12 protein-coding genes and 1 riboswitch are annotated in these 15,422 nt (G+C 41.0%); of the genes, 6 read left to right on the top strand and 6 right to left on the bottom strand.

Translation table 11 applies throughout. The annotated features are described in order from the left end of the window. The first annotated feature begins 22 nt into the window (after nucleotides 1–22). The gene (gene dtd / locus ACT3S9_RS14470) at nucleotides 23–460 is read left to right on the top strand and encodes a D-aminoacyl-tRNA deacylase (RefSeq protein WP_441835625.1); all 438 of its coding nucleotides are present in this window, start codon (nucleotides 23–25) and stop codon (nucleotides 458–460) included. Between the two features lie 14 nt (nucleotides 461–474). Here the strand turns inward: dtd and ACT3S9_RS14465 are convergent, their stop codons facing one another. Next, complete coding sequence (locus ACT3S9_RS14465; protein ID WP_441835626.1) at nucleotides 475–1,164, bottom strand: SAM-dependent methyltransferase; 690 nt, start codon at nucleotides 1,162–1,164, stop codon at nucleotides 475–477. A gap of 384 nt (nucleotides 1,165–1,548) precedes the next feature. Here ACT3S9_RS14465 and ACT3S9_RS14460 point away from each other — a divergent pair, with 384 nt between their 5' ends. Next, nucleotides 1,549–2,442 (top strand): bifunctional GNAT family N-acetyltransferase/hotdog fold thioesterase, encoded by an 894-nt coding sequence (locus ACT3S9_RS14460; RefSeq protein ID WP_441835627.1) that lies wholly within the window; start codon nucleotides 1,549–1,551, stop codon nucleotides 2,440–2,442. Between the two features lie 76 nt (nucleotides 2,443–2,518). Here ACT3S9_RS14460 and ACT3S9_RS14455 read toward each other — a convergent pair whose 3' ends face one another. The 5 genes from ACT3S9_RS14455 to dapA form a co-directional block, all read right to left on the bottom strand. After that, a complete protein-coding gene (locus ACT3S9_RS14455) occupies nucleotides 2,519–3,547 on the bottom strand; it encodes a phospholipase A (protein WP_441835628.1) in 1,029 nt (342 codons plus the stop codon). 249 nt (nucleotides 3,548–3,796) lie between these two features. After that, nucleotides 3,797–4,912 carry a succinylglutamate desuccinylase/aspartoacylase family protein gene (locus tag ACT3S9_RS14450; protein ID WP_441835629.1) on the bottom strand — a complete coding sequence of 372 codons (1,116 nt, stop codon included), beginning with the start codon at nucleotides 4,910–4,912 and terminating at the stop codon, nucleotides 3,797–3,799. A 15-nt stretch (nucleotides 4,913–4,927) separates the two neighbouring features. After that, entirely contained in the window at nucleotides 4,928–6,133 is a 1,206-nt protein-coding gene (locus ACT3S9_RS14445; RefSeq protein WP_441835630.1) for a PLP-dependent decarboxylase, read from the bottom strand. Beyond that, nucleotides 6,133–6,873, bottom strand: coding sequence for a 2,3,4,5-tetrahydropyridine-2,6-dicarboxylate N-succinyltransferase (locus ACT3S9_RS14440; RefSeq protein WP_441835631.1), 741 nt, complete (start codon nucleotides 6,871–6,873; stop codon nucleotides 6,133–6,135). Before ACT3S9_RS14440 ends, ACT3S9_RS14445 begins: the two co-directional genes overlap by 1 nt. A 15-nt stretch (nucleotides 6,874–6,888) precedes the next feature. Continuing rightward, nucleotides 6,889–7,773, bottom strand: a complete 885-nt coding sequence (gene dapA, locus ACT3S9_RS14435) for a 4-hydroxy-tetrahydrodipicolinate synthase (protein WP_441835632.1) — start codon at nucleotides 7,771–7,773, stop codon at nucleotides 6,889–6,891. A 140-nt stretch (nucleotides 7,774–7,913) separates the two neighbouring features. Then, nucleotides 7,914–8,103: riboswitch (Lysine riboswitch) on the bottom strand. 167 nt (nucleotides 8,104–8,270) lie between these two features. On the opposite strand from dapA, the gene ACT3S9_RS14430 reads away from it, so the two are divergent. The 4 genes from ACT3S9_RS14430 (at nucleotide 8,271) to acnB (ending at nucleotide 14,736) form a co-directional block, all read left to right on the top strand. Then, entirely contained in the window at nucleotides 8,271–8,966 is a 696-nt protein-coding gene (locus ACT3S9_RS14430) for a DNA-3-methyladenine glycosylase I (protein ID WP_441835633.1), read from the top strand. Nucleotides 8,967–8,976: 10 nt separating this feature from the next. Then, nucleotides 8,977–10,392: a protein adenylyltransferase SelO gene (locus ACT3S9_RS14425; RefSeq protein ID WP_441835634.1), complete on the top strand. Its 1,416-nt coding sequence runs from the start codon at nucleotides 8,977–8,979 to the stop codon at nucleotides 10,390–10,392. A 413-nt stretch (nucleotides 10,393–10,805) separates the two neighbouring features. Then, entirely contained in the window at nucleotides 10,806–11,861 is a 1,056-nt protein-coding gene (locus ACT3S9_RS14420) for an OmpA family protein (protein WP_444751008.1), read from the top strand. Between the two features lie 277 nt (nucleotides 11,862–12,138). Then, a complete protein-coding gene (acnB, locus tag ACT3S9_RS14415) occupies nucleotides 12,139–14,736 on the top strand; it encodes a bifunctional aconitate hydratase 2/2-methylisocitrate dehydratase (RefSeq protein ID WP_441835636.1) in 2,598 nt (865 codons plus the stop codon). The last annotated feature ends 686 nt before the right edge of the window (nucleotides 14,737–15,422 follow it).

The following is a 15,422-nucleotide window of genomic DNA, read 5'->3' as shown; positions in this document are numbered from 1 at the left end:
ATGTCAGGTTATCGAGGATTAAATGCAAGGATTAATACAACGAGTAAAAGAGGCTAAAGTTGAGGTTGGTGGTCAAGTAATTGGTCAAATAGGACCAGGCATATTGCTACTACTTGGTGTTGAAAAGCATGACGAACAACAAACGGCTGATAAACTTTTACACAAAGTGGCCAATTACCGTATTTTTAATGACGAAAACGATAAAATGAACTTAAGCCTAAAAGATATTCAAGGTGAGTTATTAGTGGTTTCGCAATTTACGTTAGCAGCAGATACTAAAAAAGGGTTGCGACCCAGTTTTTCATCAGCAGCTACACCACCGCAAGCAAACGAGCTATACGAATACTTTGTAAGCCAAGCTAAAACACAAGGGTTAAGCATCGCTACCGGACAGTTTGCTGCCGACATGCAAGTGAGCTTATGTAACGATGGGCCTGTTACATTTAATTTGAGAACTTAGTTTGAATTCTGACGCTATTTTCTGATCATCACAATGTGGTTAATGTAGCCGGGGATTTTTTCAATAATCGGGCGTTTTCCAAATGAAGCGAAAAGTAGGTGTTCTAGCTGTTTGAGCTGCGAGCTGTGTTCAGATAAAAAGTTGATAAATAGATAACCTTTATCAGTTAATGCTGCGTGCACTTTTAAATAAAATTGATGTTTATATAAAAATAAAGGTGCATCTAGTTGGCTGAACAAATCAAGCACAACCCAGTCATATAACTGTCCGTTGTTAAATATTACTTGGGCGTCAGAGCACTGTAAATTAGTGGCGTCATTACCACCAAAAAAACGTTTGTAGCAATGGATTATATTGGGGTTTTTCTCGATTGACATCAATGCGCTGTCAGGATAGCTATATTGTAAGTAATTGCGGATAGCACCTCCACCAAGGCCGAGCTCAAGTATGGTTTGTGGCTTAGTTAAAGGTTGCCAAAGTTTAGCTAAATATTGCAAATGTGGGAATAGCAGGCGGTTAGGGCTACTTTTTTCGATAACAGATTGTAAGGTTTCGTTAATAAGTAACCAGCGTAACTGTTTATGTTGGCGCACTTGAATGCTATTAGCGCCTTGCTTGTGCCAATAAAGTAGTTGTCCTATTTGATGGCAATTTTCAATAAAGCTATGCTTTACAGTGCCACTATCTTCAAATAAATTTTCCATAACACCACCATAGACCAATAAAGATAAAGCGTCAGTAGCCTATTTAATTTTATATTGTATATCTAAACCATCTGAACATACAAAATTGAGTGTTTTACAGGGGCTAATTCCAAAACGTTACTTTATAATAATGATAATCCCTTCTAAAAAGCAATAATGGTGACATAAGTTATTGTTAAAAATTAATTTTTGTTTAAATGTGATTTGTACTGCGTTATTAACTTTGACAAAGGAATAGTCATCACTTTCAATCAATACCTTCGGATTTTGAGGTAACTTGGTATAAGCCAAAGTCGTATTCCAAGTTTTATTGAGATAGGGTAAGGTTACTAACCATAATAAAGTGTCAAATAAAATTGGCTAAATGCTTTAATAGGAGTGATTATGTTTCAGGTGACTACACCACAAAGTAGCGAAGATTGGCAGGCATACTATCAATTGCGCTGGCAAGTTTTACGTGCACCTTGGGGTGAACCTCGTGGCTCTGAACAAGATGATATGGAACAAGATGCCGAGCATCGCTTTATAAAGAATAATGAAGGTGATGTGCTAGGTGTAGCAAGGCTGCATTTTAATAATCATCAGCAAGCGCAAGTTCGCTATATGGCGGTAAGTGAGTTGTCACGCAATCAACACATTGGTAGTCGCTTATTACATGAACTTGAAAAAATAGCGTGGACCCAAGATGCAGCCGAATTGGTTTTATTTGCTCGTGAGCGAGCACTGGAGTTTTATAAACGCCATGGCTATGAGCTTAAAGAAAAAGCGCATTTAGCCTATAACGATGTTCAGCACTGGAAAATGATTAAACAAAGACCATCCGAACCTGGCTGGTTCCGTCATCCTAATTGGACCGAAGTACTACAAAATATTTGGCGCGAATCAATCCCGATTAGTGATGCGATGGGTATTAAAGTAGAAAGCTACACCGATTGGCAATTTACGACTAGCGCTGATTTAGATGCTAACTTGAACTTACACAACACGATGTTTGCTGGATCTATTTATAGCTTAGCGACCTTAACAGGTTGGGGTGCGACTTACTTAGCATTAAAAGAAGCGGGCCTTGAGGGCAATATTGTATTGGCCAGTGCCAATATTAATTATGCAAAACCGCTTAATAACGAACCTCGTGGTAGTGTTAATTTAAGTGGTTGTAAGGGGAAGTTAAATGAGCTTGAAAGCGAGGGTAAGGCGAGTTATTTAGTGCCTGTTGAAGTTTATGATGGCGAGACACTCGTAGCAGAGTTTGAAGGTACTTATAAGATTATAAAGTAATCAGGGTCAAGTCTTGCAAAAGATTAAGGCCAAGCAATTGCTTGGCCTTAATTACATATACATTTTATATAACTTATTAAAGTAGGTCAGTTAGCAGAATACCTACACCAATACGCTCAATATCAGCGTCGTAATCAATTAAGCTCTCACCATACCCATTAAAATATTGTGCATAGCCACGTAAGCGTCCCCAAAGAGGAAAAGACCAATCTAACTGTATTGCGCCGCGATTATCTGAGTTGAGGTTGTTACGAGTCATAAAACTGAATTCATGCTCATCAACACGATAAGCCCCTGAGAACTCAAAATAACCCATATATTGATAAATATTAGGGTTATCGTCGCCGTCAGCTTGTAGTGGCGTTTCTTTTTGATCTTCTGCGATGCGGTACCAAGGTTTAAAGCTAAATACAAACCCTTCATTCTCCCAAATGAAGTTGGCATAAATGCGATTCCAAGAACGAGAGTTTGGCTGGCTTCTGCCGTTTGATTGGTGTGACAAGCCTAGTACGACGGCCATTTCATCACCCCAAAACACATGCTCTTCATCAAGGTAATTCACCCAAAAAATTTCAGGCTCATAATTAGTTTCACGAAACGGTGAAGAAATATCACTATTATATACTTGCCAGTAAGATTGTAGTGTAAAACCAAAATAAACAGCTTGATCATCATCTGAGAAGTTATCATAAAGCGGCACTTTAATAGACAGTTGGTATTTAGCTTCTACATGATCAAGAGGCTCACCGTCACCTTCAGAAAGATCAGAAAGGCCGTCTGCTTCACGAACATTGGGGTGTGAAACATACGATACAGGCAATATATAGTTGCGCTTATGGGGTGTAATTACATTGCGGTTTGACTCGCTGGCTTCTTCTCGGGCTTTACGTTTATCAAGTGCTGTAGTTTGTTTTGATTCATCAACCGATGAGCACTTTTCACGTAATTGAGCGATGGTCATATCATTTTGGCCGCCAATTGCTTCGTTTAAAATACATTGCTTTACAAGCTCTAACTCATCGTCTTGTTCAGTCGGATTTTGCTGCTGTGCCAACGCAGAGGTTGAAATAATAGTGGTAAAAAAAACTCCGTAGCGCCAATTCATAATGATCCTTGCAAATGAGTGTAGTCAATTAGCTAAATTATACGCAAAGCCCTGTAATTTAATATACAATTTTCACATTAAAGGCTTATATTATCTGTTTAAATCTAACTAATATTGAGTGAATTGATACTGAACTTAATTGAGTTTAGTTCAGTTTTTAAAAAAGAAAAAGCGGCCTAAGCCGCTTGTTCAATGCAACATTAATTATTTATAACGAATGTTGCTCTCACGCAATGAGAAAGTAAGAGCTTATAGCTCAAAGACGTTAGTAAAAAACTTATAAAGCTCAGTTCCTTGATTAACACTCGCAGAAGCAAAGTGCAAAATAGCAATAGCATCACAATCAAAAGTTAAAGTTTGCAGTGGTTGCTCAGACAAGTAGCGCTCCATACGTAAAATATTAGCGATGGGCTGGCCTGCTTTAATGTGCTCGCCTAAAGGAGCTAAATACTCAACCATTCCACCTATTGGAGCATAGTATGCAATGTAGTCATTTAAGTTACACCCGAACCGCTTCATTACTTTTGGTTTGTGAGGTGCCCCTTCAAAAACTTGCTTATAATTGAGATAACTTAAAATACTATTTGCATCATCAAGCGCCACACTTAAGTCTATTTTTTCTTGGCTGCCCAACTCAACGGTAAAGGCTTCAACTTGTACATTAAACTCGCGGCCTTGCTTGGCTAGTTGTTCTGTTAATTGCCACCAAGGGCAGAAACTGGCTTCATCCATTGCACCATCAAAGTCGCTAGGTATAAACAACACATGGGGAATATTAAAATAATGCGCACTTTGCTTTGCATAGTCTGGGCAATATAAATGTTGGCTTGAAATAGGGCCGGTGTGTAAATCTAATACAATATCGGATTGATGAGCGAGTTTTTGTAAGTTAAGTGCGATACGTTTACCCGTGGTAACACGATAAGCAGGGCCGCTTAGTTGTTGCTCTACATCGTTAATAAGCGCTGCCCTAAAGGCTGTCTTTAAGGTGTCGTCATCACTGTGCGCATATTCAGTTGCAAATTGAGCCGCTAAGTGATTATTGCAGTGATACATACGATTCCAATTTGTGCCTGTAATAGGATCGAAACGACCAAGGGTAAACTCGCCGGATTTTTGGTTACAACCGATAGGGTTAGCATAAGGGACGAGCGTAATATCACCCCTAATTTTGAGGTGTTTTATTTGCTCGAGTAATTGGTAAATAACGGCATTACCTTGTACCTCAGCACCATGCATGTTCGCTTGGATATATACACTAGGCCCTGAACCATCCCCTTCAATACGATAAACCGGTATTGATAACGGTAAGCCATTAGCGACTTCCCCCACGATGATATTTTCTTGCTGTATCACATTGCTCATGGTTTATCTCAGACCTTATCGTAAATAGTAGCTGGCATCTTCAATACTGCGTATGCAGCTGACATTTCCTTGCTCTAACGTATATTCACCAGCAAGTTCATGGCATAAAAAGTAAGGCATACTTTCAGTGAATCCATAAGCACCACTTTGACTAAATACAAGCCAGTCTTGTTCGTTTAAATCGACTGGAAGTTGATGCTCACCTAAGCAATCGAGTGCGGTACAAAGAGGTCCATATAAGCTCATCGTTTGGCTTTTTGCAGTCGACTCTCGTAATAATTGTACAGGAAAGTCTTGATTGGTTACCGCTGGGCGAAGTAGGTGGTTAATGCCTCCACTTAAAATAACTTGCTGTTGAGCGTAGTTTTGCTTAGCTTCGACAATAGGTGTTGCATAATGTCCACATTCACCCACTGCGTAGCGACCAAGCTCCATCCATAATTCCTCAACGCCCGCTTGTTGTTTTATTGTAGTAAGAGAGTTAATTAACTTATCCCAGCTCAGTGTGGGGGCATCTAAAGTATAAGGGATACCTAGCCCACCGCCTAAATCAAGGACTTTTAAATTAATTGATAAGTCGTTTGCAAGCTTGACTAGAGGGTCAATCATTTGTGACCAAAGATCCGCTAGCTTCTCGCTACTAAGCATATTGCCCCACTGAAATATATGTAGGCCATCAAAGTTAAGGTTTGGATAGTCGCTTATATTAAGCGCTTGCCATTCATCACAACCTAAACCAAAGGGGGTTAGGCTATCACCACCTAAGGGGTTTTTCTCACCTTCAGGCCAGCGTAATTGCACGCGTAATAAAACTTGTAGTTGGCACTGCTGTTGTGTTGCTTGTTTGTTAAGCCAGTGGACTTGGTTGATACTTTCAGCTACAAAAGTGCGTACACCGCGACTAATGAAGTGTTTAATTTGTTTTGGGCTTTTAGCTGGCCCTGTGTTGAGCACTCGGTTGCTACTAACACCTTGGTTAAGTACTTGCTCAAGCTCCCCTTTACTAGCAACATCAAAATTAAAGCCTGCCTTATCTAAACTTTGAATAATTTTAGATAAGGGGTTTGCTTTTACCGCGTACCAAAGCTTTATTTCTGTTTGCGTCATTAAATGCGCTAAATGGTTATTTAATACATCAAGATCGTAAATAAAAAAAGGGGAGTCTAGCTCTGCAGATAACTCATTTAAGGCATTTTTAACTGGTGTGCTCAAAAAGCTCATTATCGTAAAACCTCTTCAAGTAATAATGATGCGTCACTTTGCTCATCGCGGTATTTCACAATTAACGCGCATGACATGCTCAAGCCTTGCTCGCGGGCCCATGTGTTTGAAGCAGGGCGAGAGCCCGGTATTACAATAGCGTACTCTGGAATGGGTTCACCTTTATCAAGTTGACGCTCATTAACACAGTCATAAACAGGAATCGTCGCTGATAAACGTACCCCAGGGGCAAGTACCGCGCCTTTTTTAATTACAACTCCTTCGACAATGACACAACCTGCACCGATAAAAGCATCATCTTCTACTACAACAGGACTTGCACCAATTGGCTCAAGTACCCCGCCTAGTTGCACAGCAGCACTTAAATGTACATTTTTACCTACTTGTGCACACGAACCCACTAACGCGTGGCTATCAACCATAGTGCCTTCGTCAATAAAGGCACCAATATTTACATACGCTGGCGGCATGATAATAGTGCCTTTAGCAACATGCGCACCACGGCGTACACTGGTGCCACCAGGAACCATACGTACACCTGCCTCTGCAGCAAAGCTTTGCGGAGCTAAGTTATGCTTGTCTACAAACCCCCCTGGAAATTCTGTATTAGTGCCGTTTTTAAAAGATTCTAATATACTTTGCTTAACGGTAACGTTTGCCTGCCATTGGCCGTTATCATCTTGTGTTGCTGCGCGGACTGCGCCTGCTTCTAAATCGTTTAATAGTTCTAACCAGCTCATTATAAAAACCTGTATTTAATGCCAAGATAAAATGGTGTTGTTCGCATTGGTAATGCAATCAGTTTGCGTTAACTCACAATGAGTTAGCGGGGGTCGTAAATAGGGAGTATTAATGCGACCTTGTTGATGCATTAATACTTTTACGGGAATTGGGCTTGCCACGGAAAATAAGCTCTTAATGGCTTTAGACCAATCAGCAAATAAATTGGGATGTTGACCGCTTAAGCTGCGCTTAACAAATTCGTGAGTTTGCTCAGGCCACGCATTGGCGGCTACCGATACTAAGCCTTTAGCGCCAGCTTGGGCAAAGTAAGGCATCAGTGCATCGTCACCACTGAACATTGCCAGGTTGGGAGCGGTTTCTCTGAATGCTTCAAACTTGTTGATGTCGCCACTAGCTTCTTTTAGTGCCCAAAGCCGTGGATGATGCTGTAAATTACGAACAACATTAACGGGTATATCAACGGCACTGCGCCCCGGTACGTTATATAACATACAAGGAAAGCGACTGGTATCCAGCAGGCTTTCAAACCAATGTGTTTGCCCGACTTCACCGGGCTTTGCATAAAGAGGTGAACCCAATAAGTAGCCATCAATAGGGAGTTGATTACAATATTCAACCCAAGCAATTTGCTGCTTTAAGTTCATACCACCCACCGCGACCATTAATGGCACTCTCGGGTTTAATTGACATACATGCTCAACAATCGTTTGTTGTTCTTTGAGTGTTAAAGCTAAGCCTTCACCGGTGCTACCAAGTAATAAAATACCGTTATTGGCAGCTTGTTGCTGAGCAACAAGTCCAGTTAAAGCATCATAATCTACTTCGCCTTGTTGGTTAAACGGCGTAACTAATGCTGTCCATAATGGGAAGTCATCTAAATTAAAGTTGTTGATCATCTCTCACGAACTTATAGAGCGTTCGATGAATCAATTGGCAGGCGTTAATAAATTTTTGCCATGTATGCGTCATCGAACATATTATAATTCGAAGAGCGAATGGGCTTAAAACAATAGGGCACAATAGCCTTATTATTACTAAGACCAGAAGCTCTCCACCAAATAGTTGCAGTGTCTGCACTTGGTGACAGTCGCTAGGATTCAACCTAGTCGCCCGAAATGCTTATATCACACGATAAACACTTCTCGGCGTTAATTCCCCTCACGTATGGTCGATGGAGTGTGTGCTCCTACCATACGCTACCTGAATAACGCACCTCTTCCAGCCCTGAGTGCTCGCTTGTAGCCAACACACATAAATAGGGAATGAGCAGAGATTAAAGCATTTTAGCCGTCTAGGTGTCAAGCAGGTTTTAGGCGATCGTTTTTAGTAAATGGTTACGTATAGTGTAATTTTTTCGTACACTAATACAAAGATTTGCAGGGGTAATTGAGTAATGGAAAAGTTTCAAGATATATACCAGCGAGCGCTTGAGCGTAAAGGCGGCGAAGCCATGTTACAACAACTATTAGTCGCCCCAAATACAGCCCAGCAACTAATGGCCATTAGTGATGATATTTGGCTTGAGGAGTTTACACGCAAAGTATTTCAAAGTGGCTTTTATTGGTCAGTGATCAATAGCAAATGGCCCGGCTTTAGAGAGGTTTTTTGGGACTTTAGTATCGAGAAATTACTAATGATGCCTCCGGACATGCTCGAGCAAAAAGCAAGTGACGAACGTATTGTTCGTAACTTTAAAAAAGTACAAACTATTCCTGAAAACGCTTATATGATCCATGAAGCAGCTAGTGAGCATAGTAGCTTTAGCCAATTTATTGCTAATTGGCCAAGTGAAGATATTATTGGTTTATGGGCATACTTAAAAAAGCACGGTGCACGATTAGGCGGTAATACAGGACCTTATACTTTACGGACTTTAGGTAAAGATACATTTTTGTTATCTCGCGATGTTGAAAGTTACCTACGTAGTCACAAGATCATTGATGGTGGTCTGCAAACTAAAAAATCACTCCAAAGCACTCAGAATTTCTTTAATGAGCAGCAACAACAAAGTGGTTTGAGTTTGCAAGAATTAAGCTTACTTGTTGCTTACAGTGTAGGTGATAACCGTGTTGGCATTAAGGCTAATTAAAGGGTGATTTATGAAACTTATTTCTCGTTACACTGATATTGCGGATGCCTTTTCCGTTACAGATACACCGACCCCTGTTGGTGCACCCGAAGTTTTACTTTGGAATGACCATATTGCTGAAGAGCTAAATATTGACTTTAATTCATCACAGCAAGCACTTTACTTTAGTGGTAATAAAATAAATAGCGATGTGGCGCCAGTCGCACTGGGTTATTCAGGCCATCAATTTGGCCACTTTTCACCACGTCTTGGTGATGGACGTGCGCATTTACTTGGCGCGATAGTCGATAAAAACAACCAAGCGTGGGATATTCAGCTTAAAGGTGCGGGAGCAACGCCATTTTCACGCGGGGGGGATGGTCGGTGTAGTATAGGCCCTGCGGTACGTGAATATATTATGAGCGAAGCCATGCATGCCCTTGGTGTGCCAACAACTCGCTGCCTAGCGGTTGTTGCAAGTGGTGAGCCTGTATATCGTCAAACCCCTTTACCCGGTGCGATTGTTACGCGAGTAGCTAGTAGTCATATTCGCGTAGGCTCATTTCAATATTTAGCAACTCAAGGTGATGTAGCTGGATTAAAAGCACTTGCAGACTTAGCTATCGCACGCCACTACCCAAAAATAGAAGCAACGGGCACTGAACGTTATTTGGCTTTTTTAAACGCAGTTATGCAAAAGCAAATTGAACTCGTTGTTAGTTGGATGCGAGTCGGCTTTATTCATGGTGTAATGAATACTGATAACACTTTAGTAAGTGGGGAAACTATTGATTACGGCCCATGCGCGATGATGAATGACTTTGACTTTGATACTGTGTTTAGCTCAATAGATCGCCAAGGTCGGTATGCATTTGGTAATCAGCCCAATATTGCTAATTGGAACTGCGCACGACTGGCAGAGAGCCTAATCCCACTGATTAGTGATGATGAAGAGCAAGCCGTTGAATTACTTAGCTCGATAATAAATCATTTTGCAGATCAGTTTAACCAAGCATTCACTGAAATGTGGGAACAAAAACTAGGGTTAAATGGCTCACAAGCAAGTGATAACGAGTTGGTGTCAGAGTTATTGACCTTGCTAAAGCAATATAACTTAGATTATACCAATACTTTTAACGATCTAACGCAAAGTTTAAAAGACCCGCAAATGATGCCAGCAGTACTTTCTAGTTGGGCGAAAAAGTGGCTGGCGAGAACCGATGAATTCAGCTACGGTAAAATGAGTGAAGCAAACCCTAGGGTTATACCGCGAAACCATATAATTGAAACAATCATTAGCGACTTTATTGAACATAAGCATAGTGCGCAATTAGACGAATTTTTAAACGTGTTGAAAAATCCGTATGAGGCTGACAATGAAATATCAAAATACCAAGATGTTAGTGGGGACCTAGATAAAAGCTATCAAACTTTTTGTGGCACCTAAGTATAAAGTTCGGTAGTTAGGGGCGTTAAGCTTTAAGTAAGTTATCATAGGCATTCCCTATTGATTATATATTATCAATATTATTGCTTTTAGCTTGCTGATATTAAATTAACCAATATAATGTACCTATAATGGTAGATTGCATTTTATACCTTAGTGTTAAGGATGTATTGGAAAACTACACTACAAAATTTGATGTGAATTTTTAGAAGTTTAGTAAAATATTCTATCTGAACTATAATTAAAGAGCACCTAAACTTAAAGTAACGTTTGTATAAAAATTACAAACTTTCTATGCTCGTTAAGTAATCATTAACGAAGCATTGGGTACTCTAGTTGAAATCGTATTGGACTGAAAGTATTTAGTCACAATCTTATTCGTTAAGTTTAATTGTTAAAATGGGAAGGAAGCAATGAAATTAAAATCACTTACAATCGCAATCGCGTTAGCTGCAACTAGCGCATCAGCATTTGCAGCAGAAAAAACAGAAGGTTTTTACATTGGTGTGTTCGGTGACTATTACGACGCCTCTTGGAAAGATCTTAATATGTACCAAAACTTAGAAGTTAATGAGTCTGCAAATTGGGGTGCCGAAGCAGGTTACCGTTTCAGTGATAACTGGAGTGCACGTCTTGAGTATGCAGATATGGACTTTAATGCGTTCTTAGCTAATCCAATTCCAAACGGTAATCGTGACGATGTAGATGGAGAGCGCTATGGTATTGATGCTCTTTATCACTTTGACGGCGGCCCTTTCTATGGCTTGTTCGGTGTAAAAGAAATTACAGTCGCGACTGATAATACCTTCTTAAACGCCGGTGTTGGTTACCAGCACTTTATTACTGATGGCCTATTCTTTAATGCTGAAACATCAGTTTACCAAGGTCTTGACCGTGGCTATACAGATGTGAATGCTAAATTAGGTATCAACTACTTATTTGGTCAGAGTTCAGTAGTCGAAGAGCCGGTTGAAGCAGCTCCAGAACCTGTTGTTGCAACAGATACTGATAATGATGGTGTAATTGATGCAGACGATCAATGTGCAAATACTCCTATGACAGATGCAGTTGATGCTACAGGTTGTACTGTGTACGAAGAGCAAGAAGTAACAACTAGCTTATTAGTTACTTTCCCTCATGATTTGGCGATGGTTGATCAAAAATACTTTGATGATATTGCAGAAGTAGCTAAGTTCTTAAAAGAGTTCCCTGAAACAACTGTTGTTTTAGAAGGTCATTCATCTGCAGTTGGTGAAGCCGCTTATAATAAAACATTATCTGAAAAACGTGCGGATGATGTTGCCGAAGAGCTAATTAAAGATGGCATCAGTGCTGATAGAATTTCTACAGTTGGATATGGTGAAGAGCGCCTTAAGAATGAAGATTATACGCTTGAAGCTCACGCTGAAAACCGTCGTGTAGAATCACAACTTAAGTCTGTTGAACGCGTTAAAGTAATGCGTAAATAACCGATTATTTATAGTTAAAAACCCAGCTTCGGCTGGGTTTTTTTATGCTTAAAAATAATAATTATTATTAGTAGTTAATTGATATTCATTAAAATAGCGATTTTTTATAGTTCTATTCATGGGGTTTATAGCGAGTATGATGTTTTGCGTTACTGGATGGATTTTAATCTATACTTAAAAGCTTTATAATTAACCAGTAAGAATACCACAAGTGTTTGGTGATTTTCGCGCCAACGCGCATAGCCGAGCGCTTTAACGTCACCAAGAGGGCAATATTGTGCTACAAGAATATCGTAAACACGTAGAAGAACGCGCCGCGTTAGGTATCGTACCAGCGCCATTAGACGCTCAGCAAACGGCTGAATTAATCGAATTAATTAAAAACCCACCGGCTGGTGAAGAAGAATTCATTCTAGATTTATTAGTTAATCGTGTACCGCCGGGTGTGGATGATGCTGCTTATGTTAAAGCGGGCTTCTTAGCCGTTGTTGCTAAAGGCGAAGTATCTTCTTCTTTAATTTCTAAAGAAAAAGCAGCTGAGCTTCTTGGGACTATGTTAGGTGGTTATAATATCGCACCGATGATTGAGCTTTTAGATGACGAATCACTAGCGCCAATAGTGGTAAAAGGCCTTTCAAGCACTTTGTTAATGTTTGACGCGTTTTATGATGTTGAAGAAAAAGCGCAAGCAGGTAACACTCATGCTAAAAAAGTTATTGAATCGTGGGCAAGTGCCGAGTGGTTTACTAATAAGCCAGCAGTAGCGGGTAAAATTTCAGTAACGGTATTTAAAGTAACTGGCGAAACGAATACTGATGATCTTTCTCCTGCACCTGATGCATGGTCACGTCCCGATATTCCTTTACATGCTTTAGCTATGCTAAAAAATGCGCGCGAGGGGATTGTTCCTGACAACGACGGCGAAGTAGGTCCAATTTCGCAACTTGCAGAGCTAAAAGCGAAAGGCTTACCGCTTGCTTATGTAGGCGATGTTGTAGGTACGGGTTCTTCGCGTAAATCAGCAACGAACTCAGTACTTTGGTTTATGGGTGATGATATCTCCCACGTTCCCAACAAGCGCGTTGGCGGCATTTGTTTAGGTAATAAAATTGCGCCTATTTTTTTCAATACAATGGAAGATTCAGGTGCATTACCAATCGAGCTAAATGTTGATGAATTCGATATGGGCGACCAAATTGATATCTACCCATATGAAGGTGTTGTTAAGCGCCATGGTACTGATGAGGTAATCTCAGAATTTAAAATTAAATCGAGTGTGATTTTTGATGAAGTTCGTGCTGGTGGCCGTATACCACTGATCATTGGTCGTGGTTTAACTGATAAAGCGCGTACATCGCTAGGCCTTGAAGCGGAAGACATTTTCCGTAAGCCGGCTATTATTACTGATTCTGATAAAGGTTTCACCCTTGCACAGAAGATGGTTGGTAAGGCATGTAATATGCCAGGCGTTCGCCCGGGCCAGTACTGTGAGCCGAAAATGACGACTGTGGGCTCACAAGATACCACCGGTCCAATGACCCGTGATGAGCTTAAAGATTTAGCTTGCTTAGGTTTCTCAGCAGATTTAACTATGCAGTCTTTTTGCCATACATCTGCTTATCCTAAGCCAATTGATGTCAATACTCACCATACATTGCCTGATTTCATCATGAATCGCGGCGGTGTATCACTGCGCCCAGGCGATGGCGTAATTCACTCATGGTTAAACCGTATGTTATTGCCAGATACAGTAGGTACTGGTGGTGATTCACATACTCGTTTCCCACTAGGTATTTCATTTCCTGCCGGTTCAGGTGCAGTGGCATTTGCCGCAGCAACCGGGGTGATGCCACTTGATATGCCAGAGTCAGTCTTGGTGCGGTTTAAAGGTGAAATGCAGCCAGGTATCACATTACGAGATCTTGTTCATGCTATCCCGCTTTATGGTATTAAAGAGGGCTTATTAACGGTTGAGAAAAAAGGAAAAATCAACGAATTCTCTGGTCGCGTACTAGAAATTGAGGGTGTTGAGCACTTAACTGTTGAGCAAGCATTTGAGCTTTCTGATGCATCTGCTGAGCGTTCAGCGGCCGGTTGTACTGTTAAGCTTTCTAGAGAGTCTATCTCAGAGTACCTTGAATCTAACATTGTAATGCTTAAGTGGATGATTTCTGAAGGCTACGGTGATGTTCGCACTATTGAGCGTCGTATCAATGCAATGAAAGAATGGTTAGCTAACCCTGAACTGATGGAAGCAGATAAAGACGCTGAATATAAGCACATTGTTGAAATCGATTTAGCTGATATTAAAGAACCCATTCTCTGTGCTCCAAACGACCCCGATGATGCGCGTTTACTTTCAGAGGTAACAGGCGAGAAAATTGATGAAGTATTCATCGGTTCTTGTATGACTAACATTGGTCATTTTCGCGCCGCAGGTAAACTGCTAGATGGTTTCACTGGCCGTATACCAACACAGCTTTGGGTAGCTCCGCCGACTAAAATGGACAAAGACCAGCTTACTGACGAGGGTTACTACGGTATCTTTGGTCGTGTTGGTGCACGTATCGAAACCCCAGGTTGTTCACTTTGTATGGGTAACCAAGCACGCGTTGCAGATAAAGCAACGGTGGTTTCTACCTCTACACGCAACTTCCCTAACCGTTTAGGTACCGGCGCAAATGTATTCTTAGCATCAGCAGAGCTTGCAGCAATTGCAGCAATTTTAGGTAAATTACCGACTCCTGCTGAGTATCAAGAATATGCAGCTAAGATCAATGCAACAGCAGCTGATACTTATCGTTATTTGAACTTCCATCGCATGCCTCAGTACACCAAAAAGGCTGATGAAGTGATTATTCAGCAAGCGGTTTAAATTTCAAAAAGTTTGTATCTAAAAAAGCCTGCTAAGCAGGCTTTTTTATTTTGTTTGCCCAGCGAAGCTGGCAAACCCGATAGGCTGAAAGATGCCTTATCACCCTGACTAAGGGGAAGATAATCTGAATGGCAAGGGCGTCACTGGCCAACGGTGGGGTCTGAAGGAAGCCATAAGAAGTTAGAGGTACACAACTAACCGTAACCTGTTTCGGCAGTATTGGTGGGTCAGCGTGCAAAATAGCGCAACGCCCTATACTTAGTCAGACCAATACTGTGCTTGAGGGTGGGATTTCTAACAGGGAGCCAGTGCAGTAACTGGGGAAGCCTGGCATCTAAACTTAATGAGAGTAAGTGGCCTAAATTCAAGGTGAAAGCCAAGATTTAGTGTCGGTGTGAGGTGGCAGATGAACCCGTAGTAGTGAGTAAGGCTAGGCCGATGAAAGCCAGTAATGGTGTGGAGGGGAAAACCAAGCCGACCATCAACATTATGTTTGATGGGGTCAACTTTAGCCAAAAGCTTTAATTGATTGCGAAGGGGGGAAGTATTCTTTAAGCGTATGAAAGACGGGAACTTTTGTTTATCGGCTCACAAGTATTTCGACGGAAATAGCCAAAATATGACGGCCAAACAGGAATGTAGACGCTGAGAATTGAAGGGCGAGCAATGGAGTAATGACTGACCAC

It is taken from the genome of Pseudoalteromonas sp. AOP31-A2-14, from assembly GCF_052378035.1.
Lineage (GTDB): Bacteria > Pseudomonadota > Gammaproteobacteria > Enterobacterales > Alteromonadaceae > Pseudoalteromonas.
Note: the sequence above shows the minus strand (reverse complement) of the source record. Positions and strands in the feature narration are given on the sequence as shown.

Excerpts from the sequence above, each read along its gene's own strand:
- dtd (WP_441835625.1), top strand. The coding sequence starts at position 23 with ATGCAAGGATTAATACAACGAGTAAAAGAGGCTAAAGTTGAGGTTGGT.
- ACT3S9_RS14465 (WP_441835626.1), bottom strand. The coding sequence starts at position 1,164 with ATGGAAAATTTATTTGAAGATAGTGGCACTGTAAAGCATAGCTTTATT.
- ACT3S9_RS14460 (WP_441835627.1), top strand. The coding sequence starts at position 1,549 with ATGTTTCAGGTGACTACACCACAAAGTAGCGAAGATTGGCAGGCATAC.
- ACT3S9_RS14455 (WP_441835628.1), bottom strand. The coding sequence starts at position 3,547 with ATGAATTGGCGCTACGGAGTTTTTTTTACCACTATTATTTCAACCTCT.
- ACT3S9_RS14450 (WP_441835629.1), bottom strand. The coding sequence starts at position 4,912 with ATGAGCAATGTGATACAGCAAGAAAATATCATCGTGGGGGAAGTCGCT.
- ACT3S9_RS14445 (WP_441835630.1), bottom strand. The coding sequence starts at position 6,133 with ATGAGCTTTTTGAGCACACCAGTTAAAAATGCCTTAAATGAGTTATCT.
- ACT3S9_RS14440 (WP_441835631.1), bottom strand. The coding sequence starts at position 6,873 with ATGAGCTGGTTAGAACTATTAAACGATTTAGAAGCAGGCGCAGTCCGC.
- dapA (WP_441835632.1), bottom strand. The coding sequence starts at position 7,773 with ATGATCAACAACTTTAATTTAGATGACTTCCCATTATGGACAGCATTA.
- ACT3S9_RS14430 (WP_441835633.1), top strand. The coding sequence starts at position 8,271 with ATGGAAAAGTTTCAAGATATATACCAGCGAGCGCTTGAGCGTAAAGGC.
- ACT3S9_RS14425 (WP_441835634.1), top strand. The coding sequence starts at position 8,977 with ATGAAACTTATTTCTCGTTACACTGATATTGCGGATGCCTTTTCCGTT.
- ACT3S9_RS14420 (WP_444751008.1), top strand. The coding sequence starts at position 10,806 with ATGAAATTAAAATCACTTACAATCGCAATCGCGTTAGCTGCAACTAGC.